18 protein-coding genes are annotated in these 26,160 nt (G+C 65.1%); 11 read left to right on the top strand and 7 right to left on the bottom strand.

Features of this window, described 5'->3' with window-relative positions:
* Positions 1-158 precede the first annotated feature (158 nt).
* Positions 159-1,274, top strand: a complete 1,116-nt coding sequence (locus HPY65_07390) for an alanine--glyoxylate aminotransferase family protein (GenBank protein NPU84297.1) — start codon at positions 159-161, stop codon at positions 1,272-1,274.
* A gap of 112 nt (positions 1,275-1,386) precedes the next feature.
* Here the strand turns inward: HPY65_07390 and HPY65_07385 are convergent, their stop codons facing one another.
* The 3 genes from HPY65_07385 to queF all read right to left on the bottom strand — a co-directional run bounded on the left by HPY65_07385 (position 1,387) and on the right by queF (position 4,502).
* Positions 1,387-3,162: a histone deacetylase family protein gene (locus tag HPY65_07385; protein ID NPU84296.1), complete on the bottom strand. Its 1,776-nt coding sequence runs from the start codon at positions 3,160-3,162 to the stop codon at positions 1,387-1,389.
* 12 nt (positions 3,163-3,174) lie between these two features.
* Entirely contained in the window at positions 3,175-3,918 is a 744-nt protein-coding gene (locus tag HPY65_07380) for a queuosine precursor transporter (GenBank protein ID NPU84295.1), read from the bottom strand.
* A gap of 167 nt (positions 3,919-4,085) precedes the next feature.
* Positions 4,086-4,502 (bottom strand): NADPH-dependent 7-cyano-7-deazaguanine reductase QueF, encoded by a 417-nt coding sequence (gene queF / locus HPY65_07375; GenBank protein NPU84294.1) that lies wholly within the window; start codon positions 4,500-4,502, stop codon positions 4,086-4,088.
* Positions 4,503-4,864: 362 nt separating this feature from the next.
* Here queF and HPY65_07370 point away from each other — a divergent pair, with 362 nt between their 5' ends.
* From HPY65_07370 to HPY65_07325, 10 genes are all read left to right on the top strand, one after another.
* Positions 4,865-6,520: a PAS domain S-box protein gene (locus HPY65_07370; GenBank protein ID NPU84293.1), complete on the top strand. Its 1,656-nt coding sequence runs from the start codon at positions 4,865-4,867 to the stop codon at positions 6,518-6,520.
* Positions 6,517-7,962 (top strand): sigma-54-dependent Fis family transcriptional regulator, encoded by a 1,446-nt coding sequence (locus HPY65_07365; GenBank protein NPU84292.1) that lies wholly within the window; start codon positions 6,517-6,519, stop codon positions 7,960-7,962. Before HPY65_07370 ends, HPY65_07365 begins: the two co-directional genes overlap by 4 nt.
* Before the next feature lie 285 nt (positions 7,963-8,247).
* Positions 8,248-9,171 (top strand): 3-keto-5-aminohexanoate cleavage protein, encoded by a 924-nt coding sequence (locus HPY65_07360; GenBank protein ID NPU84291.1) that lies wholly within the window; start codon positions 8,248-8,250, stop codon positions 9,169-9,171.
* 37 nt (positions 9,172-9,208) lie between these two features.
* The gene (locus HPY65_07355; protein ID NPU84290.1) at positions 9,209-10,369 is read left to right on the top strand and encodes an isovaleryl-CoA dehydrogenase; all 1,161 of its coding nucleotides are present in this window, start codon (positions 9,209-9,211) and stop codon (positions 10,367-10,369) included.
* An 87-nt stretch (positions 10,370-10,456) separates the two neighbouring features.
* Entirely contained in the window at positions 10,457-10,936 is a 480-nt protein-coding gene (locus HPY65_07350) for a dehydratase (GenBank protein ID NPU84289.1), read from the top strand.
* 82 nt (positions 10,937-11,018) lie between these two features.
* Entirely contained in the window at positions 11,019-12,155 is a 1,137-nt protein-coding gene (locus HPY65_07345; GenBank protein NPU84288.1) for a thiolase family protein, read from the top strand.
* 13 nt (positions 12,156-12,168) lie between these two features.
* A complete protein-coding gene (locus HPY65_07340; GenBank protein NPU84287.1) occupies positions 12,169-13,335 on the top strand; it encodes a hypothetical protein in 1,167 nt (388 codons plus the stop codon).
* Between the two features lie 15 nt (positions 13,336-13,350).
* Positions 13,351-13,818: a Zn-ribbon domain-containing OB-fold protein gene (locus HPY65_07335; GenBank protein NPU84286.1), complete on the top strand. Its 468-nt coding sequence runs from the start codon at positions 13,351-13,353 to the stop codon at positions 13,816-13,818.
* A gap of 13 nt (positions 13,819-13,831) precedes the next feature.
* Positions 13,832-14,293, top strand: coding sequence for a Zn-ribbon domain-containing OB-fold protein (locus tag HPY65_07330; GenBank protein NPU84285.1), 462 nt, complete (start codon positions 13,832-13,834; stop codon positions 14,291-14,293).
* A 73-nt stretch (positions 14,294-14,366) separates the two neighbouring features.
* Complete coding sequence (locus tag HPY65_07325) at positions 14,367-15,731, top strand: hypothetical protein (GenBank protein NPU84284.1); 1,365 nt, start codon at positions 14,367-14,369, stop codon at positions 15,729-15,731.
* A gap of 129 nt (positions 15,732-15,860) precedes the next feature.
* Here HPY65_07325 and HPY65_07320 read toward each other — a convergent pair whose 3' ends face one another.
* From HPY65_07320 to HPY65_07305, 4 genes are all read right to left on the bottom strand, one after another.
* Positions 15,861-16,907 carry an alpha/beta fold hydrolase gene (locus HPY65_07320; GenBank protein ID NPU84283.1) on the bottom strand — a complete coding sequence of 349 codons (1,047 nt, stop codon included), beginning with the start codon at positions 16,905-16,907 and terminating at the stop codon, positions 15,861-15,863.
* Complete coding sequence (pbpC, locus tag HPY65_07315) at positions 16,904-19,021, bottom strand: penicillin-binding protein 1C (GenBank protein ID NPU84282.1); 2,118 nt, start codon at positions 19,019-19,021, stop codon at positions 16,904-16,906. Before pbpC ends, HPY65_07320 begins: the two co-directional genes overlap by 4 nt.
* Positions 19,022-19,105: 84 nt before the next feature.
* Entirely contained in the window at positions 19,106-24,880 is a 5,775-nt protein-coding gene (locus HPY65_07310; protein NPU84281.1) for an alpha-2-macroglobulin, read from the bottom strand.
* A gap of 240 nt (positions 24,881-25,120) precedes the next feature.
* Entirely contained in the window at positions 25,121-26,059 is a 939-nt protein-coding gene (locus tag HPY65_07305) for a hypothetical protein (GenBank protein ID NPU84280.1), read from the bottom strand.
* Positions 26,060-26,160 lie beyond the last annotated feature (101 nt).

The following is a 26,160-nucleotide window of genomic DNA, read 5'->3' as shown; positions in this document are numbered from 1 at the left end:
CCTCCTTTCCGAAAGGCATGCATGATCTGCTGGATGGGACAATGGACATTAACAAATCTTTTCGCTATAGAAAAGGCCAAGGATCCGCAAGGATTCCAGGCGACCGGTTCTTTCACCCCGAATCCCCCGGACAAGATCCGCAGAGGAGGTGCGGCGTCATGAAGAATCTGCTCGACGGCATCGAAGAAATCCTGCTCATGGGCCCGGGCCCGTCCTGTGTGCCCCCGACGGTCTACGAGGCCCTGGCGAAGCCCACGCTGGGCCACCTGGACCCCTATTTCCTGACCATCATGGACGGTATCAAGTCCATGCTCCAGGAACTCCTGAATACGAAGAACGTCCTCACGGTTCCCATGTCCGGGACCGGCTCCGCCGGTATGGAGGCCTGCTTCGTCAACCTCGTCGAGCCCGGCGACCCGGTTCTCATCCTGACGAACGGCGTCTTCGGCCGCCGCATGCAGGACGTGGCGGGACGGCTCGGAGCCCGCGTGGAGGCACTGGAATTCGATTGGGGAACCCCTGTCAACCTTGATCGCACCGCAGAGGCCCTCAGGAAAGAGCCTTTCGCCATCGTGGCGGTGGTCCACGCCGAGACGTCCACGGGCGTCCGGAACCCCGTTGCCGAGATCGGGAAGATGCTGGCCGGGAAGGACGCGCTCTACCTGGTGGACGCCGTCACGAGCCTGGGCGGGATCGAGGTCCGCATGGACGACTGGCGCATCGACGCCCTCTACGGCGGCACCCAGAAGTGCCTCTCCTGCCCCCCGGGCCTGGCGCCCCTGTCCTTCTCGGACCGTGCCGCGGCGAAGCTGAACGGCCGCAAGGCGAAGGTCCCCAACTGGTACCTGGACCTGAGCCTCATCACGAACTACTGGAACCAGAACCGGGTCTACCACCACACGGCTCCGGTGAACATGCTCTACGCCCTGTACGAGTCCCTCCGGCTCGTCCTGGAGGAAGGACCGGATAAGGCCTTTGCGCGGCACCGGGAGGCCCACGAGGCCCTCGTTGCCGGGCTGGAAGGCATGGGGCTCTCGATGCTGGTGGAGAAGCCCTTCCGCCTGCCCATGCTCAACACCGTCCGCTGCCCCGAGGGGATCGACGAGCTTGCCGTCCGAAAACGGCTGCGGAAGGAGTTCAAGATCGAGATCGGTGGCGGGCTGGGGCCCCTGGCGGGAAAGATCTGGCGGATCGGCCTCATGGGCCACACGGCCCGGCGGGAAAACGTGGACCGCTTCCTGGCCGCCCTCGGGCAGATCCTCGGCAAGGCCTGACCGGGATTTTCAAAGGATCCGTCTTGAGAACCGGCGGCATGACACCGCCCTGACCGGAGAATGGCGGCGCTGCAGGTCCGTCTGTGCCGGTCTCTGCCCCTCCCCCGTTCCCTCAGGCCTTCCCGTTCGCCCCGTTCCTCGCGCCGCCGTTTCCGAGGAAGGTCCCCGACCAGAGTCCCTCGAAGAACGATCGGGCATTCGCCCCGATGGAGCGGTTGTCGTATCCCCCCTCCTGCACTACCAGCGTCGGCAGGCGCAGGCTCCCGATCCGCAGGCCCATCTCCCTGAATTCACGGGCCTTCAAACTCCAAGTTCCCGTCGGATCACCCCTGGCCGTGTCCAGGCCCAGGCACACCACGAGAAACTTCGGCCGGAAATACCGGACACGCGACAGAACCCTGTCGAGCACCGCCAGATAAGCAGGACCGTCCACCGCCTCCGGGAGGGGATAGTTTCCGTTGCACCCCGCCCCCTCCCCCTCGCCCCGCTCGTCGGCAAACCCGCTGAAATAGGGATAGGCCAGGGACGGATGGGCGTGGATCGAAAGGGTCAGGACGTCCCTCCGCCGGTAGAAGATTACCTGGTTCCCGTTTCCGTGGTGGTAGTCCAGGTCCAGGACCGCCACGGATCCGAACTCGCTCAGATAATGGGCCGCCGCCGCGGCGTTGTTGAAGTAGCAGAATCCACCGAAGGCGCGCGGCTCCGCATGGTGTCCGGGCGGCCTCACGAGTGCGTAGGCGAGTCGGACCCCCTCCAGGATCTGGGAAGCCCCGGTTAGAGCGCAGTCCACGGCCCGTTTCGCCGCGATGAAGGCATTTCGGTTGAGGGGGGTGAACGTGTCGATGCAGTAGTACCCCGCCCGGACGGCCAGCTCCACGGGAGGCCGGGCCTGGTTCCGGATGGGGAATACATAGGGGTAGACGGACCCGTCGGGTGGCAGCGTCTCGCAAACCCGTTTGAAATAGCGGATGTACGAGGGGTCGTGCACGGCCGCCAAGTGCCTCTCCGGAAAGTCGAGCGGCTCGACCCGCCGGAAGAGGTTGGTTCGCTCCAGGGCGTCCAGGATCGTCCGGATGCGGACCGGCGACTCCACGTAGCCGCGGTCGTGAATGTGGTGGACGGCGTGCCGGTCGGAAACCACAAGCGCAACGGCCGATATCTTCCCGGAGACGGGGTAGCGGCCGTCCGGAGGAGCTTTTCTGTAGCGCGGCGGGCGGATCCGGACCGGGTCGTCCCGGAAGGAATCGACCACTGCCCGCACGTATTCGGGCCCGCAGATGTCCCCGTACTTTCGCTCCAGGATGGCCCGGACGATGGCACGCGCATGGCCGCGGCGCAGCGGAAGGTCACGCCCGAGGCCGTCGAAAACCAGGTACGGCGGATTGTCGCCGCCCGGGTTGACGGGGGTTTCGTAGGCTGTCCCGGCGACGGGGTGCGCGCCGAAGGCCTCGTAGAACTTCAGACGCGCCACATTCTCCCGGAGGATCTCCGGGTCCCGGCAGAGAAGCGGGTCGTCCGGCAGGCATTCGAAGAAGACGCCCGAGGCGTTCAGGAGGAGCGCCTCGTCCCGCACGCGCTCGTACAGGGCCGCCCCGACGCCCCTTCCGGTCAGCTTCGCGCTCGTGGCCAGGTAATCCAGGAGGCAGAACGAGAGCGAGGGGTCGTGGGAAAGAAGGGCGAATCCCCGGACGGCGCCACCCGGCCCCTCGGCCACGTAGAGGATGGAACGGAAATCGTACTCGAAGGGATTGCGGAGCGTGTCGGGGATCCGGTCGATCCGGCCCTGGCTCAGTCCCTGGAACCGGGCAGCCAGGATGGTCCGCACCTGATCGAGGGCCAGGCGGTTTCTCTTCTGGACGTCGTCGAAGATCTTCCGGATGCGGAACACGGCCGCGTCTCCTCAGCTCTTCCCGCGGAGCGACGTCTCCCGGGAACGTTCTCCCCACAGGAACGGGCTGAAGCGGGTGTGGCGGTCGTAGACGTCGCACCCTTCGGCCCGCTTGAGGAATCCCACGACGAGATAGGTGACGGGTGTGAAGGCCGCCTCGTAGGCGCTCTTGACGAGCCACTGCGTGACGATCATCGTCCCCAGGACGGGCGGTGGAATCATGCCCCAGAAGGCCGCGGCGATGAAGATGGCCGAATCGGCCAGCTGGCCCAGGACGGTGGAGCCGATGGTCCGCATCCAGAGGAAGCGTCCCGCCGTCATGATTTTCATCTTTGCCAGGACGAAGGCGTTGAGAAATTCCCCGACGAGATAGGCCGCAAAGGATGCCATGAGGAGCCGGGGCGTAAATCCCAGGAGGGCTTCATATGCCTGGTTCGAAACGGTCCCGTCCAGGGACCCCAGGGTCCAGAAGGAAGCGGCGGGGATTTGGATGCTCGCCTGCATGACGAGGACCGCCAGGAGGTTGCAGGCGAAGCCCGTCCAGATGACCCGCCGGGCCCGGCCGTATCCGTAGACCTCCGTCAGGACGTCCCCGAAGATGTACGACAGGGGGAAAATGATGACCGCCGCAGGCAGGACGAGTGGTCCCGCCTGGATCAGCTTGACGGCGATGAGATTAGCGACGATCAGGGAGGTGACGAAGAGGGCCGTGATGGCCGGCAGCCACCGGGATCGCCCGTTTGCGGTTTCATTCATCATTCATTCACTCGAAAAACAGGTCAGATTTATTTTTTGAAAAATCCACCCATACAGGCTGTTCAAAAATGCCCGGATGCAAGGCCCCCGAAATCCTGAGCCGCGAGTCGTACTTTTTGGTACGTCGAGTGGCGCAGGATGAGGGAAACGCAGCAGGCGGGCGTTTTTCAACAGCCTGAGGCCCTGTACTCCGCCTCGACGGTGATGGAAATGCCGCCGCGGACGGCGAACTCGCCGGTGACCTTGCACCAGCGCGGCGACAGGGCCGCCACCAGGTCGTCCAGGACGGCGTTCGTCACGTGCTCGTGGAAGACGCCCCGGTCGCGGTAGGACCAGAGGTAAAGCTTCAGGGACTTGGACTCCAGGATCTTCCGGTCCGGAATGTAGCGGATGGTGAGAACGGCGAAGTCGGGCTGCCCCGTGGCGGGGCATACGCAGGTGAACTCCTCCGTCCGGAGGGTCACCGTGTAGTCCCGTTCCGGGTTGTGGTTGGGGAACGTCTCCAGCTTCTTCCCCGGCCGGGTCTTGTCCTCCCCCAGGAGAGTCAGGCCCTCCAGGTCCTTCTTCGAGGTCATCTTCGCCATGGCGATCTCCCCCCCTCCTTGGCAAACAGGGCGAATCCTATAGCAAATCCACCGGAGAAAAACAACCTCCGTGTCCGTGATGAACCTTCCGTCCGCGGGGGCGCGGCCGGGGGTTTCCAGAGGAGCAATCAGAAAACGTTTCCACCTCCACGGCGCTTTGGTTTCAAATCGCTGAAAGCGGAAACGTTTTCGCGACGGCGGAAGCCCCCGTGACAGCCCCCGCGCCCCGGACCGACCGGCATTCACGGGGGGCGCAGCCGGCGGCTTCGGCGAGAACGCACGAATATTGCTTGTGGAGAGATGGAGAGAACGGACATTTTTTGATATGGGTGAACCCACGTGCTGGAGAGGGAAGGAAAACCATGGCCCGCCGGGAAGCCGTCCTGAGTGAAAAACTCCGGATCAAGAACAACCTTCTGAACCACGTCTTCGAGATCAGCTCTCTTCTCACGGCTTCGCCCGATCTGGACGAAGTCCTGGACAAAATCACGGGCAGTGCCATGATCGGCCTGAATTTCGACCGGGCCATCGTCATGCTCCTGAATCACGACCAGGAAAAGCTGGAATGCAAATGCATCAAGGGATTTACGCCGAAAGGGGAGCGGAGGGCCTGGGAAAGGCCGCTGATCCTTGACCGGCACGACTGCTACGAGACCAAGGTCATCCGTTCCGGAGCCCCCCGATTCATCCCCGACACGGAAAAGGCGGCCGATGCAACGGCCATCGACCTGGTGATCAACGGACAGCAGGAAAGAAAGTCGGTCCTCTACGTTCCTCTGAAGATCAAGGACAAGATCCTCGGCATTCTGGGCGTAGACCGCTACCGGACCCGCATGGAAATCACCCAGGACGACGTCGAGTCTCTTACGATCTTCGCCAACCAGGCCTCCATCATCATCGAAGACACCCGGCTCTACCGGGCGCTCTCCGACGAGAAGGCCCTCTCCGAAAACATCATCAAGTGCTCCACCAACGGCGTAATCGTCACGGATCTCATGGGCCGCGTCCTGAACGTCAACCCCCGGGCCGAGGAAATCCTGGGCCTTCCGAAGGAGATAGCCGTAACACTCCGGATCCAGGACATTTTCCGGTTTAACAGGCGCGATCGGAACAGGATCTACCGGGCGCTCAAGAAGAACGAGGACATCCAGTTCTTCGACTTCCCGTACCAGGGCTCGGACAGCCGGAACCTCATCCTGAACCTGAGCGGTTTTGCCGTCCTGGATGAAAACCATCAGACCCTCGGCGCCGTGACCATCATCACGGACCTGACGGAAAAGAAGAGGATGGACGATTACCTCGTCCGGGTGGAGAAGTTCGCCGCCCTGGGACGCATCGCCGCGGGCATCGCCCATGAAATCCGGAATCCCCTGGCCAGCATCTACACCACCGTCCAGAATCTGGAACGAAATCCCGGCAAGGCCGATGCCCGGAAGGCAGAGTTGAAAAACATCCGCAGGGAGATCGACCGGGTCGAGCGCCTGATCCGGGAAATCCTCAACCTCGTGAGGCCCGTCCCGCTCCAGATCGAGGAATTCGATCTCCATGAACTCCTCTCGACAACGCTTTCCCTGCTGAAAAAAGAAATGGCCCGCAAACACATCGCCTGGGAAACGAGTTTCAGCGGAGAGCAGGCCGTCGTCCGCGCGGACCCCAACCGCCTGAGACAGGTATTCCTGAACCTGGCCATCAACGCCATGGAATCCATGAACGGCGGCGGGACGATCACCGTGAGAACGGGCACGGCAAAGCGGAGAGCCAGGAACGGGAATTGGATTTTCGTCGACGTCATCGACACGGGCATCGGCATTCCCGCGAAGCACCTGGGCCAGATCTTCGACCCGTTTTTCACGACGAAAAACGCCGGGACAGGCCTGGGACTGACGGTGACCCACAAGATTATCGAGGATCACAACGGCCGGATCGAGGTAGAAAGCCAGCCGGACGGAGGAACGACGTTCCGCGTGTTCCTGCCCGCCGGCAGAACGCTTCAAGCGCATCGGGGGAAACGAACGTGAAGCACTCCATCCTGATCGTCGACGACGAAAAGCTGCTCCTGCACTCCCTGGACAAGGCCCTCTCGCACGAGGGTTACCTGACTATGACCGCCGTCTGCGGCGAAGAGGCCCTGGCGATGTTCCGGGAGCACGGTCCCGACGTCATTCTCCTGGATGTGAAGCTCCCGGATATGGACGGCATGCAGGTGCTGCAGAAAATCAGGGCCCTGGACGGGGATGTGCCCGTGATCATCATGACGGCCTTCAGCGGGATCAAGGGGGCCGTGGAAGCCGTCAAGCTGGGCGCCTACGACTATATCGCGAAGCCCTTCGACATCGAAGAGTTGATGTTTGCCCTGGCCCGGTGCCTGGCTTCCCGGAAGGCCGTCGCCGAAGTGAACAAGATCCGCTCCACCAGCAAGGAGCAGTACAGCTTCGACAATATCGTCACGGCCCACCCGAAGATCAGGCGCCTGATCGATCTCAGCCGCCGGCTGGCCAAGAACGGCCAGTCAACGGTGCTGATCATGGGGGAGAGCGGAACCGGGAAGGAGCTCTTTGCCAACGCAATCCACTACAACGGACCCCGCTGCGAAGATCCCCTGGTTACCGTCAACTGCGCGTCCCTGTCGGAGGGGCTCCTGGAGAGCGAGCTGTTCGGCCATGAAAAGGGCGCCTTCACGGGCGCCATGAGGCAAAAGCGGGGGATGTTCGAACTGGCGGACCGGGGCACCCTGTTTCTCGACGAGATCGGGGAGATCACACAGAAGACGCAGGTCAAGCTGCTCCGGTTCCTGGAGGAAAAGAAAATCCAGCGGGTGGGCGGGACAAAAAAGCTCAAGTTGGACGTCCGGATCATCGCCGCCACCAACAAGGATCTGTTCCGGGAGGTCGAGAAGGGGACATTCCGGGAAGACCTCTATTACCGGCTCAATGTGATATCCCTGCTCATCCCGCCCCTGCGGGAGAGAATCAGCGACCTTCCCCTGCTGATCAAGCATTTCATCGACAGCTACAACCGGGGACTGAACAAGAGCGTCAGCGGATGCGACCGGGAGACCCTGGCGATCCTGTCGGACTATTCCTGGCCGGGGAACATCCGGGAACTTAGGAACATCGTCGAACGGGGGATGCTTCTGTGCGAAGGGGAATGGATCCGGACGACGGACATTCCCCTGGAGCATATCGCTTCCCGGAAGATTTCCGCTCCGGCGAAAAGCTCTCCTCGCGACAACAGAGCCCCGGATCCGATCGTCAAGACTCGTGCGGAGGGCGCTCCGCCGCATTTCCAGGGGAACCGGTCCCACCGGACCGCCCCGGTTCCGGTCGCCCTGGACTCGGCTATAAAAACTTACGTGGAGGCGGTTTTCTCCCATTACCAGGGGAACCAGTCCCGAACCGCCCTGGCACTGAAGATCACCAGGCAGAGGCTGAAACGAATCCTGAATTCCCGGGTGGATTGATATCGTACAATCCATGTATTGATTCTGCACAAACTCTGATCGGTATTCATACAGATCCGGAATTCATCGAAGCGGGGCTCCGTCCCTCCGGCCCGCAGCATCATCCCGGCGCCTCCTGCTGTCGCAACATCCCGATCATCCTTCCGATATTCTCTTCTCCCGTCCGTTTCCCCGCCTTCGGAATGCCCATTCCGGAACAGGCACACCGCTTGCTTCATGCAAGGCAATCCCGAAGCGATTCAAAGAAATCGGCACCCGCCGCCAAGGCTGGAGAGGAGAGCAAAAATGAAGCAAAAGGCCATTTTCACCGCGGCCGTCACCGGCAGCATTCACACGCCGACCATGTCCCCCCATCTCCCTATCACCCCGCAACAGATCGCCGATGACGCGGTCGCCGCCTGGGAGGCCGGCGCAGCGGTGGCCCACATCCACGTCCGCGATCCCGAAACGGGGCGCCCGACGCCGGACATCAAACTCATCGCGGAAGTGCTGACTTCCATCCGGAACCGCTGCGACATGATCGTCTGCATCACCACCGGCGGCGGGCTGGGGATGACGGCGGAGCAGCGCCTCGTCCCGGTTTCCACCTTCAAGCCGGAGCTGGCGTCCTTCAACGCCGGGTCCCTGAACTTCGCCCTCTTTCACGCCCTCGACAAGTTCAAGGAGTTCAAGTTCGAGTGGGAACCGCAATACCTCGCCATGACGGAGGACTTCATCTTCCCCAACACCTTCAGGTCCATGCGGGAGTTCACGGCGATCTTCAACGCCAACGGGACCAAGCCGGAGTTCGAGGTGTACGACTCCGGCATGGTCAACAACGTCGCCTTCCTCATCGAGCGGGGCTATGTGAAGAAGCCCGTCTACATCCAGTACGTCATGGGCATCCTCGGCGGAATCACGGCCAGCCCGGAAAATCTGATGTTCCTGGTGGACTACACGAAGCGCCTGATCGGCGACTTCGAGTTCTCCGTCTGCGTCGCCGGCCGCGCCCAGTTTCCCATCTGCAACCAGTCCCTCCTCCTGGGAGGCAACTGCCGGGTCGGCCTGGAGGACAACCTCTTCCTGGAGAAGGGCGTCATGGCCAGGAGCAGCGCGGAGCAGGTGGCGAAGATCGTCCGGATCGCCCGCGAACTGGGCATCGAACCCGCCGGGCCGGACGAAGCGAGGAAGATCCTCGGTCTCAAGGGGATCGGCGCGGTGAACTTCTGAACACTCCCTGCGGTTCCGTCCGGGAAAGGAGACGAGCATGGATTATCGTTTCAGCGACCAGCATCTCATGTTGCGGGAAAGCGTCCGCAATTTCGCCGCCAAGGAAATCTGGCCCATCGCCGAGGAGATCGACGCGGAGGACGCCTGGCCCGAAGGCATGTGGGAAAAGCTGGCGGGCCTGGGCGTCATGGGGATCACCGTGGACGAGGAGTACGGCGGTGCCGGGGCGGACCTGCTCTCCGCCGTGATCGTCCTGGAGGAGCTTGCCAAGGCCAGCCCCGCCGTCGCCCTCTCCTGGGGCGCCCACGCCAACCTCTGCTGCAACAACCTGAACCACAACGCCAGCCATGACCAGAAGCGGAAGTACCTGCCTCCCCTCTGCACCGGAGAACACATCGGCGCCCTGGGCCTGACGGAGCCGAACGCGGGCTCCGACGCCGTCAGCATCCAGACCGTGGCGGTACGAAACGGCGATCACTACGTGGTCAACGGGACGAAGATGTTCATCACCAACGGCACCGTCGCCGATACGGTCGTCCTCTATACCAAGACGGACCGGGCGAAGGGGGCGAAAGGCATCACCGCCTTCATCCTCGACACCGCGCTCCCCGGGTTCTCCGTTTCCAGGAAGCTGAAGAAGTACGGGCACCGCGGCTCCCCGACGGCGGAGCTGGTCCTCGAGGACTGCCGGATCCCCGCGGAAAACGTCCTGGGAGAGGAAAACCGGGGCATCCACGTCCTGATGTCGGGCCTCGACGTGGAGCGCGCCTTCTACGCCGGCGAGTCCATCGGAATCGCCGAGGCCTGCCTCGAACTCTCCCTCCGATACGCGAAGGAGCGGGTCCAGTTCGGGAAACCCATCGGCGCCTTCCAGCTCATCCAGGCCAAGCTCGCGGACATGTACACGCAACTGGAGGCGGGCCGGGCGCTCTGCTACAAGGCCGCGCTCCTGGCGGACCAGGAGCGGAGAGGCGGAAAGGGCACGGAGGTCCACAAGCTCGCCGCGGCTTCCATTCTCTTCAACGCCGAGATGGCCTGCCGCATTGCGGACCAGGCCGTGCAGATCCACGGCGGGTACGGCTACATGCTCGAGTACCCCGTACAGCGCTTCCTCAGGGACGCCAAGCTCATCGAGATCGGCGCCGGCACGTCGGAGATCCGCCGCCTCATCATCGCCCGGGAACTCCTGGGCCTGTGAGCCCGCACCAGGCGTATGTCGCCCGTTTCCGCGCCACCGGCGCCGGACGCTCCTCCCATCCCTCCCCATAACGGGAAAGGAGTCCCTATGACAAAAGACCACGAATCCCTGGACGATTACGCCATCGGCGACCAGTTCGTCTCCCCGGCGAGAACGATCACGGAGGCCGACATCGTAACCTTCGCCGGTCTAACGGGGGACTGGCACCCTCTGCACACGGACGTCGAATACGCGGCGAAAACGCCTTTCGGAGAACGGATCGCCCACGGCATGCTGACGCTCTCCGTCGGCATGGCCCTGCCGTTCCGTCTCGGTCCCTGCGCGAGCTTTCTCCCCCGGTCGTTCATCGCCTTTTACGGCATGGAGAACGTTCGCTTCACGGGGCCGACGAAAATCGGGGACACGATCCGCTGCGAGGTGGAGGTGACGGAGATCATCGACCGGTCTCCAGACCGGGGCGTGCTCACAACCCGCCACCGGATCGTGAACCAGCATGGAGAACTCCTTGTCTCCTTCGTCATCAAGGTCCTTTGCGGCAGGAGGGCTCCGAAAGAGCAGACAGGGTGAGAAGCGGCGCCGGGGCGATCCCCGCAGGCGGCTGCAGCGGGAACGGAGCACCGTCACAGGAAAGCATCGAGGAGGAAAAATCATGCAAAAGGTTGCCATTACCCACGTGGCACAGAGTTCCGGTATGGAATCCAGGGAAAGCCTGATGGATTTCACCTACCGGGTCAACCGGGAGATCCTGGACAAGGCCGGACTCAAGCGGCAGGACGTCGGATGCATCATCGCCGGCTCGGCGGACATCTTCCACAGCGGCCTGTCCTGCGCCAATGCCTTCGACTGGGACGGCATCGGGGCTTTCCTGAAGGAAGGCTCCCGGGCGGAGGAATCGGCCTTCTCCTTCATTTACGGCTGCATGCGGATCCTGTCCGGCCGTTACGACACAGTCCTGGTGACGGCCCTGGTCAAAGGTTCCGAGAACCCGGACAACGACCCCATCACCAGCTTCTACGGCGATCCCTTCTACCTGCGTCCCACAGGCATTAACGAAAGCGTCGTGGCGGCCATGCAGATGCGGCAATACATGGAGCGCTACGGCGTGACGGAGGAGCAGTGCGCCGGGGTCGCCGTGAAGAACCTGGGCAATGCGCTCTTCAACCCCTGTGCCGACCGGAAGCGAAGGGTCAGCATCGAAGACGTCATGAACTCGGAGAGGATCTACGACCCCCTGAAGGCCCTGGAGTGCGCGCCCAAGTCCGACGGCGTCGTCGCGGTGCTCCTGGCCTCGGAGAAAAGGGCGAAGAAGCTGACGAAAAAACCCGTCTGGCTTGCCGGCTACGGCTGCTCCATGGACCACTTCCATCCCGGCGACCGGGACCTCCTGAAGGGCCGGCTGCCGGAGGCGGCGAAGCGGGCCTACGTCATGGCGGGTGTCGGGCGCTCCGGGAAGGAGATCGACGTGGCGGAAGTCTGCGAGCCCTATGCTTTCCAGGAGCTTCTCTGGTGCGAGCAGCTCGGTTTCTGCGGCGAAGGGAAAGGCGGCAAATGGTTCGACAGCGGCGCATCCCGGATGGACGGGGCGCTTCCCGTAAATCCCTCCGGCGGCGTTCTCGCCACGAATCCCTATCCGGCCCGGGGCCTTTACCGGATCGCCGAGGCGGCCCTGCAGATCCGGGGCGAGGCGGGGGAACACCAGGTCGGGAAGCCGGTCCGGACGGCCCTGGCTCACAGCACCCACGGCTTCGGCGGCCAGTGCCACTCCGTCGTCATTTTATCCGCATAGAGGAGGGAAAGACATGGGAAACGCGGTTGCAATCATCGGAACGGGCCAGACCCGGCACGGTAGAAGGACGGACGTGTGCTATCCCGACCTCGTCAGGGAGGCCGTGACGGCGGCCCTGGAGGATGCGGGGATCACGCTGAATGATATCGACGGGGTCGTCCTCGGAACCATGCCCTCCATGATGGAGGGGGTCTCGTCGACCCATTTCTATTTCGCCGAGGCCATGGGGTCCCTGGGCAAGCCTGTCCTGAAGGTAGAGACCTGCGGAAGCACCGGCCAGTCCATCGGGCACTGCGGGTTCTTCTGGGTGGCCTCCGGGATGGCGGACATCGTCCTGGTCGTGGGATCCGAAAAAATGTCCGAAGGCGACGGCCAGGCGACCATGACCACGGTCTTCGACCCCTTCTTCCAGCGGACCTTCGCCGCCGGCGCGCCGGGCGTCTTCACCATGCAGAGCATGGAGTGGATGTACCGGTTCGGCATCCCCGAGGAGAAGGGGCGGGAGGCGGCGGCGCTCATCTCGGTCAGCAACCACGACAATGCCATGGACAACCCGCACGCCCACATCCGCATGCGGGTAACCATGGAGGAGGTCAAGAACGCCCGCGTCATCACCTACCCCGTTCGCCTGCTTGACGTCTGTCCGGCTTCGGACGGCGCCTGTGCCGTCGTCTTCGCCTCCCAAAAGGCAACCCGGAAGATCGGGCGGAAACCCGCCTGGATCCGGGGACTGGGGTTCCGGGGCGAAGAGTTTTTCTACGGCGAGAGCGACAAAGCCGTCTGGATGAGCGCCACCGAGGCCGCCGGCGAGGCCTACCGGCAGGCGGGCATCCGGGATCCCCTGAAGGAGCTGGACGTGGCGGAGATTTACAACCCCTTCACCTACCAGGAGATGATCTTCTACGAGTGCTTCGGCTTCTGTCCCCGCGGAGAGGCCCCGGACTATGTCCTCAAGGGAACCTTCCGGAAGGGCGGCGAGCTTCCCTGCGATCCGTCGGGAGGCACGCTCTGTACCAACCCCATCGGCGCCACCGGCCTGATCCGGCTGGCGGAAGCGGCCCTCCAGGTGACGGGCAAGGCGGGGGAGCGGCAGGTGGAGGGCGCGAAGCTGGCCCTCTCCCACGCCATGGGCGGCGTGGACCAGTTCAACGGCGTCACCATCGTCGGATCGACGCTCTGAGGAGGAGGATGAGCCATGGCGAAGGAAGAACACCGCATCGTCAAGGGGCAGGTCACGGTCCCCTACGAGCTGGCGCTGGGAAGGACCTGGAGCGCCTTTTACGATTTCCTGAAGGAAGAGCGGATCATGGGCAAGAAATGCGGGAATTGCTCGCGCGTGCTCGTCCCTCCCCGGAGCTTCTGCCCGCGGTGCTTCGTGGACATGGACGAGTGGGTCGAGGTCAGTCAGGAGGGCGTGCTGGAGACATGGGTTTACGTGAACATGCCCTTTTTCGCCCAGGAGATCAGGATCCCCTTCATCTCCGCGCAGATCCGGCTGGACGGGAGCGACAGCGGCTTCATCCACCAGGTCGCGGGAATCGACCTGCAAGACTTCGACCGGGTCCGGGAGATCGTGAAGCTGGGCAGCCGGGTCCGGGCGGTCTGGAACCCGGAGAAACGGGGAAACATTCTCGACATCGCTTATTTCGAGCCCGCGGACTGAGGAGGACGAGATCATGGCCAAGGAATACAGAACCATCCGGAACGACGTGGCCCTGCCCTACCAGTGGGCCCTGGGCAGGACATGGACCCGGTTTTTCGACGGCCTGAAGGAGGAGAGGATCCTGGGGACGAAGTGCGACCTCTGCGGCAAGGTCTATGTCCCGGCGAGATCCTTCTGCCCCGGCTGCTTCACGGACCTGAAGGAGTGGGTCGACGTGAAGCCCCTGGGGAAGATCGTCTCGTGGACCCTGGTGAACACATCCTATTACGGCCAGGTGAAAGATCCTCCCTACATCATCGGCATGATTCGGCTGGACGGAACGGATTGCGATTTTCATCACTTCATTGACGGGTTCGATATAACGGACACGGGAGAGAGAAAACGGAAACTGAAGGCGGGGGCCAAAGTGAGGGTCGTCTGGAATCCGTCAAAAAACGCGGATATCCGGGACATTGCCTGGTTTGCCCCCGTTTGACCGTTCCGCGCGGGTCTGACAATCCGAACAGCGGAACCACATCCGGGATGTACGAAAAAGGGAGGGAATGATCATGTCGTCAGGAGACTGGAAGGATCTTTACAAGGCGAAGCTGTGCACGGCGGAAGAAGCCGCGCGTACCGTGAGAAGCGGAGATCGGATCATGAATCCCCTCATGCTGGGCCAGCCGACGAACCTGATCATGGACGCCATCGCCGACCGCAGGGACGAGCTCACCGGCTGCGAGTTCAACGCCCTGCTCACCATGCGGCCCTACAAGATGATGAAGCCCGAGTACAGCGGCAGTTTCCGGATCAACGCGGGCTTCCTGGGAACGCCCACCATCCGGGCCTGCTTTCCCGAGAGCGAAAGCTACGGCCGCTACGTCCCCGTCAGTTCCTTTTCCACCTCCAAGCAGTATGCCTACTACCGCAGGCCCGACGTCGTCGTGATGATGGTGTCGCCGCCCGACAACGACGGCTTCGTAAACCTGGGGCCCGACCTCTTCTACACCCGCGCCATGGTGGAAGGCCTGCAGACGAGCCGGGGAGTCATCGGCGGCGCCCGGGTTGTCATTGCCGAGGAGAACGATCAGTTTCCACACGCCTTCGGCCATACGAAACTCCACGTGTCCAGGCTGAGCTGTATCGTCCGGAACTCCGCGAAGCTGCCGGCCCCGCCGCCGCCCACTGCGTCGGAAACGCACCACAAAATCGCCGAAAACGTGGTCAGCCTGCTGAGAGACCGCGACACGATCCAGATTGGCATCGGCGCCCTCCCCATGGTGGTCTCCGACCTCATCGTCAAGTCGGACCTCCGGGACATCGGGGTCCTCACGGAGATGCTCCCCACGGGGGCTCCCCAGTGGGTCGAGAAGGGCATCTGCACGGGGAAGTACAAGAAGTTCCGGCCCGGGGAGATCAACTGCACGTTCATGGGGCCGTCGGCGGAGCTTTATGAATTCATCCAGAAAAACGACTTCGTGAAATTCTTCCCCAGCAACATGACGAACCACCCGAGCATTCTCGGCGCCGAGGACCAGCTCGTAGGCATCAACGGCGCCCTGGAGATCGACCTGGCCGGGCAGATTGCCTCCCTCACCTGCGGCGAGCGGATCTTCAGCGGCCATGGCGGCCAGATTGATTTCGCCATGGGCTGCCGCATGTCCGAATTTGGACGGATGATCATCGCGACGGAGTCGGTGGGGCGGGATGAAAACCGGAATCCCATCAGCCGCATCGTGAAATTCCTGAAGCCCGGAGGCCTGGTGAACATCCCCTGCCACCTGGTGGACTACGTGGTCACGGAGAACGGCATCGCGGGCCCGCTGGAGGGGCTGTCCGTGGCCGAGCGGGCGGAGGCGCTGATCAAAATCGCCCATCCTCGGTTCCAGGATGAACTGGTTATGGCAGCCCGGGAAAGGGGCATTTTCCAGTAGCCTGTCCATCGTCGACCCGGGCAGGGAGGATGCCGGCCATGCCGCGCTCCCTGCCCTTTTCAAAGGCCTGGCGAAGTCTTGCGCTTTTCGGGCCGCCACGGGGAAGACCGGAGACCGATTTGTTCTTCCCTATCTCCTCTGATCCGCCGGCTTGAGCAACCGCACCACGCCGTTCGCTCTGACTTCCTTCCCACCCTTCAGGCCTTCCGAGATCATCCGCATCGCTTCCCGTTCGTGGTAACAGGTGAAGGGGAATGCCGATTCGAAAAAGCCGCAATGTCCGCCGTGGGGCAGGATCCGCAGGTCCAGGTTCGGGCTCGGTGCAAGCCCCCGGAAGTCGTTCACGTCGATGATCGGGTCGTCGGCGGAGGTGAAGATTGTCAGGGGCGTCTCCAGGTGACGGAAGGCTCCGTCCAGCAGAGTGTACTGAAGGAAATAGGTCCGGTAGTCGGGGAATTGCGGGAAGTAGCCCATGATGGCCTCCGTGAGGCCGATGCAGGTGTCGTGCTCCTTCAAAAGATCCCCGAAGCGGTACCGCTCGGGGAAGAGACGCTCCTTTCTCCGGAGGGATCGCTTCCATTTCTTCAGGAAATACTTCCTGTACAGGGCGGGCCCTTCGTCGATGGCCACGGTGGCCTTGTAGGGATCGAGCGCCGGGCTGACCGCGAAGACGCGGCGGAGTCCGGGAATCGGATCCCGGCCCTGCCCGAGGGCGATCCGGAGGGCGAAGTTGCCCCCCATGGAGAAGCCGAGGATCCAGCAGGGAGCCCCCTTCGCCAGCTCCGCGGCCTGGCTCACGGCGGCATGGGTTTCGTCGATGAGGGCGCCGTGGAACAGCCCCTCGTTGAGGTCGTGGCTGTTGCCGTGGTCCCGGAGATTGAGCCGGAGGACGTCCAGTCCCCGGTCCCAGAAATAGCTTCCCGCCGAGCGGATGTAGGCCGAGCCGGCGCCGCCTTCCCAGCCGTGGAGGAGGATGACCAGGCCCCGGGGATTTTCGCCGGGATGGGGGGAGTGAAAGCCCTGGAGGCGGGAGCGGTACACGCCGTCCAGGATGACCTCGCAGGCGGCCTCTTCCATGGGATGGCGGCCGAGGGCCCGGAGGCGCGAACTCGAAAGCAGGGTTTGAACATGGGGGTTTTTCAGCCAGCCCGAGGGCCGGTACGCATCGCCTGTCATTTCACACTGAACCTCACCGTATCCAATATCTTCGCGTCCGCGTCCGCCAGCGACAGGACATGGTCCCCCCGGACCGGCGGCCAGACGTGGGAAACGGCCTTCCCAACGGGACGGCCGTCGAGGATCCATATCGCATCCGGGGGGGATTTTGCCAGAAAAGAAACCCGCTGGTTATCCTCCGGGATGTCCGGATCGAGGGCCAGGACGGCCCCCGAGGGCGGATACAGGATAGCCGCGATATCCCGGGGCGCGCCGGGTTCAGCCGCCGGCCCCGGCTCGGTTCCCGCCAGGAACCACTCGGTCCGGTCCGGCTCCGCACCGGCCAGGCGGACCGGCGAGGCGGTCACTCCCTTCGGGGGCACCGGCGGCCCGGAGGCGGTCCGGCCGTGTAAAACATTCATGACCTCCAGCCACACCGGGGCGGCGCCGGAGATGCCGGTGACGTTCCACATCGAGGCGCCGGAGAAATTGCCGATCCAGACCCCGACGGTGTACCGCTCCGAGTAACCGATGCACCAGTTGTCCCGCATGTCCTTGCTGGTTCCCGTCTTCACGGCCGTCCAGAACCGGGTCGCCAGTACGTTCTCCAGCCCGAAGGTGGTGCTCCGGGATCCCCGGTCCGCCAGGATGGAGGAGACGATGAAGGCCGCCCGCCGGTCCATGGCGGATCGCCCGGGAGGAATCTTTCCCGTGGGCAGGAGGGTCAGGCCGCCCGTCCGGCCTCCGTTGGCCAGAACCCGGTAGGCCGTCACCAGTTCCCAGAGCGTCACGTCGGCGGACCCCAGGGCCAGGGACCAGCCGTAGTACTCGCCGTCCTTCCGGACGCCGGCGAAGCCGACCTCCCGGAGGCGCAGTGCGAAGGGCTCCGCCCCGACCAGTCCGAGAACCCGCACGGCGGGGACGTTGAGGGAAGAAGACAGGGCCGTCCGGACGCTCACCGGGCCGGCGTAGTGGTTCGAATAATTTTCCGGCATGTACAGCCCGGCCGGCGTCGGGATCTCCAGGGGGGCGTCTTCCAGGATGGAGGCCGCCGTGAGGATTCTCCGCTCCAAGGCCAGCCCGTAGAGGAATGGCTTCAGGGTGGATCCCGCCTGCCGCGGGGCCCGGATGCCGTCCACGAAAGGCGCCGAGGATCCGGCCCCCTGGTTTCCCGCGTAGGCCAGAATTGCGCCGGTCCGGTTGTCCGCCACGAGGACCGCCCCGTCCTGGACGTTCCGGTCCCGCAGCATGTCCAGGTGCCGGTTGAGGATCTCCAGGACCTGCCGCTGCAGGTCGCCGTCCAGCGTGGACGTGATCCGCCGGCCTCCTTCCGTCAGGAGAAGCCGGGCCACGTGGGGCGCCAGGGCGACGGCCGGCTGGACGAAGTAGGGCTGGCCCAGCTGCTCTTCGGCCAGGGTCCGGAGGCGTTCGAGCGTCGTTGTCCCTTCGAGGGAGCGGGCCAGGCGCCACGCCCGGGCGGCTGCCTGCTCCGGCCGCGCCCGCCCGGCGGGGATCAGGGCCGCCAGCAGATATGCCTCCTCGTTGGTCAGGCCGGCCGGATCCTTGCCGAAGAGGCCCCGGGACGCGGCGGCCACGCCCTGCAGCTCGCCCCGGAAGGTGATCAGGTTCAGATAGGCCTCCAGGATCTGGTCCTTCGTCCAGCTCTCCTCCAGGCGGCGGGCTGCCCGCACCTGGCGGATCTTTTCCGCCCAGGTCCTCCGCACCGCCCGCGGTCGGGCCTCCCGGTCCAGCCGCGCCGCAAGCTGCATGGTGATCGTGCTGGCGCCCCGGAGCGGCCCCCCGGCGATCCGCCTTGCCAGGGCTCCCGCCGCGGCAAGCCAGTCCACGCCTCCGTGATCCCGGAACCGCCGGTCCTCCCCCCGGACGACCGCCCGGACGAGAGCCGGCGAGACGTCTCCCAGGGCGACCCAGGGAAGGCGCCTCCCCGAGGGATCGACCCGCAGCTCGTGGATCACCCGGCCGGACCGGTCCAGAAGGAAGGCCTCGGAAAGCCGCCGCTCTTCCCGCACCTGCGCAAAGGACGGAGGCGGCGGGCCGCCCCGCAGCATGCCCCCCAGGACCCACGCCGCCGCTCCGGCGACAAGGACCAGGACGGCGGCGGCCCACAGAAACAGACGCTTCTTCATCGCTTCATCGCCCGCGGGGAGGCCGATTCACCGGCACCGGGCATCCCATCCCGCAGTACCTCCGGACCCGCCTCACGGCGTCCCGACCTTCAGGATCCCGTTCGGCGCCTCGCCGAACATCTCGGGAGCATAGAGGGCCTCCACCCGCGTCGGCGGCAGCTGGAACGTCCCGGCATTGTTCAGCCGCAGGGTGTACTCCACGGACCACTTCCCCTTCGGCACATACTCGTAATAGAACCGGCACGCCTCGAAGGACTTCTCCGTGAAGGCCGGCCAGGCGTATCCCCGGGACTGCTCCCCCGCCAGGAGGAGGGACGATCCTCCGCCGAGCTCCGTCCGCAGGATCGAGGCCCCCGCCGGGACGGGATCGCTCACGACGACCCAGGTCATGTCGGCGGCGGCGTCCATCTCCAGTTTCACCCGGAGAACGTCTCCGGCACTCCAGGCCCCTTTCTTCTTCTGCTCCATCGCATGGACCGTCCGGGTCACCCGGTAGCCCGCCGAGAAGGGCTTCTTCAGGGGCACCGCGGCCAGGCTGCGGACCTCCGCCCAAGGGGCTCCGCCGCCCTGGTGGACCAGCCGGAGGGAGTCCGCCCCCCGTGGCCACGGCAGGGCAAGGACGCCTCCCCGGGGCGTAGACGCCCAATCGAGGCTTTTCGCCGCCGCTCCCAGACCCGCCGTCGTCGCGCCCGCCACGGGATCCTTCTCGTATTGCGACGAAAAACCGCGGGCCGCGAGGATCCCCCAGGCGTTGGCCACGGTGGTGTCCCACCGCCCACGCTTCATCCGCCCCAGGAATCCCTTGGCCAGCCGGGGCATGTCTTCCCGCCAGCCGCTCTCGGGGAGGAGGGCCAGCATGGCCCTGGCGGCATTGGCGTCCGCCGAGGCCATGAGCCACCAGAGCCCGTCGCTTCGCTCCGTCGAGAACGCGAGGACGGTTCCCTGCAGGCTCAAGCGGGCCCGGAGGATCTTCAAGGCCTCCTTGAGGCTCGCTTCCCGTCCGGCGTGGCCCTCGAGGCGCTGGAGCAGGCGGATCCAGTCGATGACCGCCGAGGTGGGCCACAGCTCCAGGTCCACCGGAATGGCCGTCAGTGCCTGGACGTCAAGCTTCCCGTACCGGGACAGGGCCTCCGCGGCGGCGACCTTCCGGATGGCCAGGTCCGCCGTGGGGAGGCTCCCGGCCCTCCTCACCCGGCCGGCCAGGAATTCACCCAGCCCCCGGCTGATCCGCTCCTTCAGGCTGTCTGGAAGGGACAGGCCCGCCTCGTGCGTCACCGACAGGACGTAGGACGTCAGGACGTCGCTCCCCAGGATCATCCCCGGGAAATATTTGAGGAGACCGTCCGAATCCAGATACGACGGCAGGACGTTCACGATGGACTGCCAGAGGCCCCGGTCTCCCAGGACGACCGCCCGGGAGACCCGTTGTTCCAGGCATGTATAGGGGTACCGCTCCATGTAGTCCCGCACCCCTTCCAGCCCTTCCCCCAGCCGGGGCCGGAGACTGACTTGCAGGCCGCCGCGGCCGGCCAGGGCGTCCGCAGGCTTCTCCACGGGAACCCGGACCTCCGGGCGGAGCTGCTCCAGGGTCCCCTGGAAGGCCCGCACCGGGACTGCCTCGACGACTCGCTGCTGGATCTTCAGGCGATCCGCCGCGGCGCCGCCCACCTCACGGACCTCGAGCTCGTAACGGAGAGTCCTGACCCCGGCGGGAACGGAGAGAGACCAGACGACGTCCAGGGCGGACCCGGCGGGGATCTTCACGCGCCTCGTCTCCGGCCGGTCGCGAAGCCCCTCGACCGCGAGGACGGCCTCCGCATCGAGGGGTCGATCCGTCGTGTTCCTCAGGGTGAAGGTCGCATCGAAGCGGTCCCCTTCACGCGCCAGGGGCGGCAGGCCCGAGAGGGCCATCAGGTCCTGGGTCGTCCGGATGTCCGCGCCGCCGCTCCCGAAGAGGTCCGGACCCGCCAGGGCCACCGCGGCAATGCGGAAGCTCGTCAGGGAGTCGTTCAGGGGGATCGTCACGAAGGCCTCCCCCCGCTCGTCCAGGGTGACCCGCCCGTTCCAGAAGAGAAGCGTATCGAAGAGCTCCCGGGTCACCTGCTTGCCCCCGCCTCCCCCGTGGGGCATCGCCTTCAGCCCGAAGTGGCGCTTCCCCAGGATCATCGACTGGGCCGTGGAGGTGGTCACTTCGCAGGACCGGCGGGCCATCATCACCTCCAGAAGCCTCCAGCTGTCGTTGTCCAGGAGCTGCAGCAGGCCCCGGTCCACCGCGGCGACGGCCGCTTCCGCCCCTTTCGGAAGGGGCCGGCCGTCGGCCCGGGAGACCCGGATCTTCACCCCCGCCCGTTCGCGGATGCGATAGGTCTCCCGCTCCGGAAGGACCTGGACCTTGAGCTCGTGGGCCTTCCAGCCCACCTGGATCTCGCCGATGCCGAAGCGCCAGGAAGGCTTCCCGGCATCGAACAGGGCCGTCGGGGCCGGTGTCCCGGTGCGGCCCCGCACGGCCAGGACGGATACGAAGACATTGGGCGCCCAGCGTTCCCCGACGGGGACCTCGAGGACGGGCCCCTTGCCGGAGAGCGTCCTCGTGAACGCCTCCAGGACCCCCTCCCGCTCGACCGCCACCAGGACCGTGGCCTTCCGGAAGGGCATCCTCACCTGGAAGCGGGCCGTCTCCCCCGGCTCGTAGTGCCGCCGCTCCGGCAGGACGTCCATCCGGTCGTCGTTTCCGGCCTCGAACCACCAGTCCTCCTTTCCGGCCACCCAGACGGTGCGCCGGGACTGGGCCGCGTTCCCCTGCTCGTCGGCCGTCCGGGCCGCCAGGATCAGGCTTCCCGACTGGGATACGGGCCCCTCGCAGATCAGCCGGCCGTTTTTATCGGTCCGGCCGGAGCAGTGCCGGCCGACCTTCGTTACCTCGACACTGCTCCGGTAGGCGTAAAATCCGCCGACGAGGCGGACCCGGTGGCTCAGGACCTTCCGGGTGTAGAGATCGACGGACACCTCGGCGTCGGGAACGGCCCGGCCCCGGAGGTCCACCACCGCCACACGGTAGCGCAGGCTCTCCTGGGAAGCCGCCCAGGACTCGGGTTGGATGCCGACCAGCCGCCGCGAGGGATAGAGGGGAACGTTTGTCGCGGCGGTCTGCACCTCACCGTTGGGATCCCGGAACTCCATCTCCAGATGGATTTCCTGGGGCCGGTCCGCCGCCGGCAGGTCCGCGATCCGGGTCCGGATGGTCCCGCCGGTACCCAGAATCAGATCCTGTACGGCCAGCCGGCCCTTTGAACGTTCGCCGTCCCGCTCCAGTTCCGCCCGCTCCGTATCCGTTTCATCCTCATCCGCCATGAACTCCCGTCGGTGCCGCTCGGTCACCCCCTCCTCCGGCGGCTCCCCGCTGAACTCGTATCCCTCCCAGTCGGGAAAGGAGATGTTCCGGGGGCGCACCTCCCCGCGGAGTTTCACGGACAGGCCGTTGGCGCCGCCTCCGGACAGATAGGAAGCCGAGAGGTCCACGTCGGCCTGCCGGGCGTTCACGAGGGGCTCCCGGGGGCCCTGGACGGTCGCTTTCATGAGCGGCACCCGGAACTCCTCCACCCGGAAGGTGCCGGAGGTCCGTCTCATCCCGTGCTTGCCGCTCATGGCGAGGGATACGTCGTAAAGGCCGAGCTTCGCCCCCTGCGGGATCGGCCAGACGTTCACAGCCAGTCCTCCGGGCTGCCAGGCCAGGGGCAGCCGGTACTCCTGACCGGTTCCCCGGTGCTCGATCACCAGCTCCTTCGGCATCGAAGCGGCCCCGGGAAACACGAACCCTTCGCTCGTCCGGAGCCGGATCACGTGCTTCATGTGGACCGTCTCGCCGGCCCGGAAGAGGGTCCGGTCGAGGATCGTATGTGCGGCGATGGCCCCCTCGGAGCCGCCCGAGCCCGTCGGAATGTTGAAACGCCAGGGCTCGATGCCGTCATTCCAGCTCGAGTGGGTGAAGGTCATGTCGGCGCCCGACCGGGCGAAGACGAAAAGGCCGCCGTGGATGTCCGACAGGGCCCTGGAGGACTCTTCCCAGTTCGTTTCCCCCTTGCAGCGGGGAAGCTGGTTTTCCCGCGGGAGGGCCTTCCGGATGAGGGCGATCCCGTCGGGACCGGTCTTTCCCTCCCAGACCGGGCGGCCCGAGCAGTCCCGGAGCGCCACGGCGGCGCCCTTCACGGGGGCGCCCTTGTCCAGGGTGGTCACCCAGACGAGGGACGACTCGCGGCCCCACATGAAGTGGGCCGCCAGGTTCGTCACCAGGGCGGCGGCGGGAACATAGAGCGGCGCCGGCTTGTCCAGGAGGCGCTCCCCGAGGATCCGGCTCTCCATCTCCACGACATAGAATCCCGGTCCCGGCATCTTCAGACCCACGACCTGCGTGGCCTGCTGTCCCGCCGGCATGGAGACGGGCAGCGTCCGGACGCCCTTTTCCTCTTTCAGGACGGGAGCCTCCCGCTTCGCCGCGGCGACGCGATAGAGCCAGCGAATGACCTGGGCCTCCTGGCCCGACTCGATCGGGCGGATCTTGCCGGAGAGGCGCTGGTCGAGGACCGTCTTTTTCTTTCCGGCAGGCTCCGCGGATCTCACTTCCGGACCCGGCTGCCCCGGCCTCTTCTCCACCCGGAGAAGCTGGGCGGCCAGATCCGCCTCCAGGTTCCGCACCGTCAGGGGCAGGAGCGCCCCGGCGCGGCTTTCCACGATGCCGAACCGCCCGGCGAATTTTGCCAGGGGCGGGTACGAATCGGTCTTCACGGCCAGGGGAAACTGGGCGGCGTTGCTCAGGGAACGGCCGGCGTCGTCCCGGAGGTCCGGCGGCAGGGTCAGCGTGAAATCGCTCCCCTGGGGAAACGGTCCCTCGAAGAGGGCGCGTTCGACATGGCCGGAGTCCTCTTCATCGGACCGGATGCGGGGCTTGAAGACCCGTCCCGCCTTCGTCCGGAGGGTGATCTTGCCGAGGGCCGCCGCGGGTACCGGAGACGAGAATCGCACCCCCATCGGCAAGAGGGGGATGCAGGACCGGTCCGGCTTCTCCCGGGAGCAGCGGAACTCCGCCCGGAAGGGGCCGCGGGTTTTGAAGGCAAGGACCTGGTCCTTGTCCCGGGCCAGCCCCGTCCGGGACAGGATGCCACCCTGCCAGACGAGGTTGACCGCCGTCACGTCGGGAAACATGCGCCGCGCCCGGATCACGAGCACCTTCTTTCCCTGTTTCTGAAGGCCCAGGGCCTTCAGGATGGCCACCCGTTCTTCGCCCGACAGGATTGTGATCCCGATCCTGTCTCCAATCCCCGCGACGGAAAAGTAGGCGTGCTTCAGGATCGATTCCTCGTCGGCCTCCCCGTCGAGGAGAAGGACGAAGGCCTGGTCCGCCTGGATGCTTTCGCTGCCCTCCTCCGGCCAGGATCGCAGGACGGCGGGGCCGCCCGTGGAGAAGGAAAAGGCCTGCGCCGGCGGGAGCGTGCGGCCCTCCAGGTCCTTCAGGCCCTGCTTCAGCTCGAAGCGGCAAAGGATTCCCGACGGCAGGTCGCGGGCAAAGTCATAGGCCCAGTTCCGCGGATCCACCCAGCGGCCGCCGCCCTTTTCCGGGCAGGACACCGTGAACGGATCCTCCAGGCGAGGGTCGCCGAGGGACACCATGGCGGTGCCGAAGCGGACGGCCACCTGCCGGACGTTCCGCACGTTTCCCTGGGGGCTGAACTGCTCGACCCCCGGAGCGGCGGCCCAGGCGTCCGGCCCCGCGGAAAGAATCAGCAGGAGCGACAGGAAAACGAGAAGAAGTCCCGCCGGGCGACGGGATGGATTCGAGTGTCCGGAAATCATGACGATCCCCCTTTCTTGATTTTGATGGGATCCAATGGTTTTTCGTACGTCGAGCGGCGAGGGATGAGGGAAACGAAGCAGACGGGCGTTTTTCAACAGCCTGCCCACCTTCAACGTAAAGGCCGCTCAAAAAGGGTTGAATGCAAGGCGCCCGAAATTCCGGGACGCGAGGCGTACTTTATCGTACGTCGAGCGTTACGGAATGAGGGCAACGCCGCAGGCGGCCCTTTTTCAGCGGCCTTACACCCGCTTGCGCAAGGACGGCACTATCCGTCCCGCCAACCGATAAGCCCGCTTATAAACCGGGAGTGCTTCCTCGATTTTCCCAAGCGCCTCCAGGGTGGCTTCCTGCCCGATCCGCATGAGGTCCCGGGCGCGGGTAAAGTCCATCCAGTGCAGGTCCCCCACCCGGGGCCGGATGACAACGTCCGCGTCCCGCAGTTCCTCCGCCTGCAGGCGGTCCGAGGTGATCTCGCCGGCCCGGTAAAAGACGTCCTGGGCCGTCTCGAACTGTGCCGTCTCCAGGGGATCCCGATCGACCACCACGGCGATGACTACGTCGGCCCCGGCCTTCCGGGCCGCCCGGACAGGGACCAGGCTCGTGATGCCCCCGTCCGCGAGGAGCCATTCTCCCCAGCGGACGGGCTCGACGGCCCCGGGAACGGAGCAGCTCGCCAGGACGGCCTGGCGAAGGGACCCCTCGGAAAAGACGACTTCCTGCCCCTTCAGCAGGTCCGTGGCGACGGTGAGAAAGGGAACACGCGTGTCGCGGATGTCGATATCGGGGATAAAGAAGTCGATGAGAGAAGCGAAATCCTTGGGCGGCAGGATCGAGGGCCGGAAGACGGAACGGAGCATGTAATAACGGCCTCTCAGGTACGTCTGGAGCTGTGTCAGCCGGCCGGAATTCTCAACGGGACTGACCGAGAGGCCGATGGCCTTGAGCTCCGAGTCCTGGAACGCGGGAGAGGCGATGTATTCATCGATCCGTTTCTGGATCTCCTTCGGGGAAGAACCCGCGGCGTAGGCCCCGCCGATGAGGGCCCCGGCGCTGGTGCCGGCGATCAGGTCGATGTCGATCCGTTCCTGTTCGAAGACGGCGAGCACACCCACGTGTGAGAATCCCCGCACGCCGCCGCCGCCCAGGGCCAGGGCAACCTTCTTCCCCGTCCACCTCATGTCACAACTCCTTCCGCCCGTTCTTTTCGCTTATCCCGCCCGGCATCCGTCAATCCGCTTCCGGCGCCGGGAGGCGCCTCCACCTTACCCCCGGCGCAAGA

It is taken from the genome of Syntrophaceae bacterium (assembly GCA_013177825.1).
Taxonomy (GTDB): domain Bacteria; phylum Desulfobacterota; class Syntrophia; order Syntrophales; family PHBD01; genus PHBD01.
The sequence above is the reverse complement of the archived record's forward strand: the minus strand, read 5'-3'. Positions and strand labels throughout refer to the sequence as shown.

Excerpts from the sequence above, each read along its gene's own strand:
- HPY65_07380 (NPU84295.1), bottom strand. The coding sequence starts at position 3,918 with ATGAATGAAACCGCAAACGGGCGATCCCGGTGGCTGCCGGCCATCACG.
- HPY65_07325 (NPU84284.1), top strand. The coding sequence starts at position 14,367 with ATGTCGTCAGGAGACTGGAAGGATCTTTACAAGGCGAAGCTGTGCACG.
- HPY65_07360 (NPU84291.1), top strand. The coding sequence starts at position 8,248 with ATGAAGCAAAAGGCCATTTTCACCGCGGCCGTCACCGGCAGCATTCAC.
- queF (NPU84294.1), bottom strand. The coding sequence starts at position 4,502 with ATGGCGAAGATGACCTCGAAGAAGGACCTGGAGGGCCTGACTCTCCTG.
- HPY65_07310 (NPU84281.1), bottom strand. The coding sequence starts at position 24,880 with ATGATTTCCGGACACTCGAATCCATCCCGTCGCCCGGCGGGACTTCTT.
- HPY65_07370 (NPU84293.1), top strand. The coding sequence starts at position 4,865 with ATGGCCCGCCGGGAAGCCGTCCTGAGTGAAAAACTCCGGATCAAGAAC.
- HPY65_07390 (NPU84297.1), top strand. The coding sequence starts at position 159 with ATGAAGAATCTGCTCGACGGCATCGAAGAAATCCTGCTCATGGGCCCG.
- HPY65_07340 (NPU84287.1), top strand. The coding sequence starts at position 12,169 with ATGGGAAACGCGGTTGCAATCATCGGAACGGGCCAGACCCGGCACGGT.
- HPY65_07350 (NPU84289.1), top strand. The coding sequence starts at position 10,457 with ATGACAAAAGACCACGAATCCCTGGACGATTACGCCATCGGCGACCAG.
- HPY65_07305 (NPU84280.1), bottom strand. The coding sequence starts at position 26,059 with ATGAGGTGGACGGGGAAGAAGGTTGCCCTGGCCCTGGGCGGCGGCGGC.
- HPY65_07330 (NPU84285.1), top strand. The coding sequence starts at position 13,832 with ATGGCCAAGGAATACAGAACCATCCGGAACGACGTGGCCCTGCCCTAC.
- HPY65_07320 (NPU84283.1), bottom strand. The coding sequence starts at position 16,907 with ATGACAGGCGATGCGTACCGGCCCTCGGGCTGGCTGAAAAACCCCCAT.
- HPY65_07345 (NPU84288.1), top strand. The coding sequence starts at position 11,019 with ATGCAAAAGGTTGCCATTACCCACGTGGCACAGAGTTCCGGTATGGAA.
- HPY65_07335 (NPU84286.1), top strand. The coding sequence starts at position 13,351 with ATGGCGAAGGAAGAACACCGCATCGTCAAGGGGCAGGTCACGGTCCCC.
- HPY65_07355 (NPU84290.1), top strand. The coding sequence starts at position 9,209 with ATGGATTATCGTTTCAGCGACCAGCATCTCATGTTGCGGGAAAGCGTC.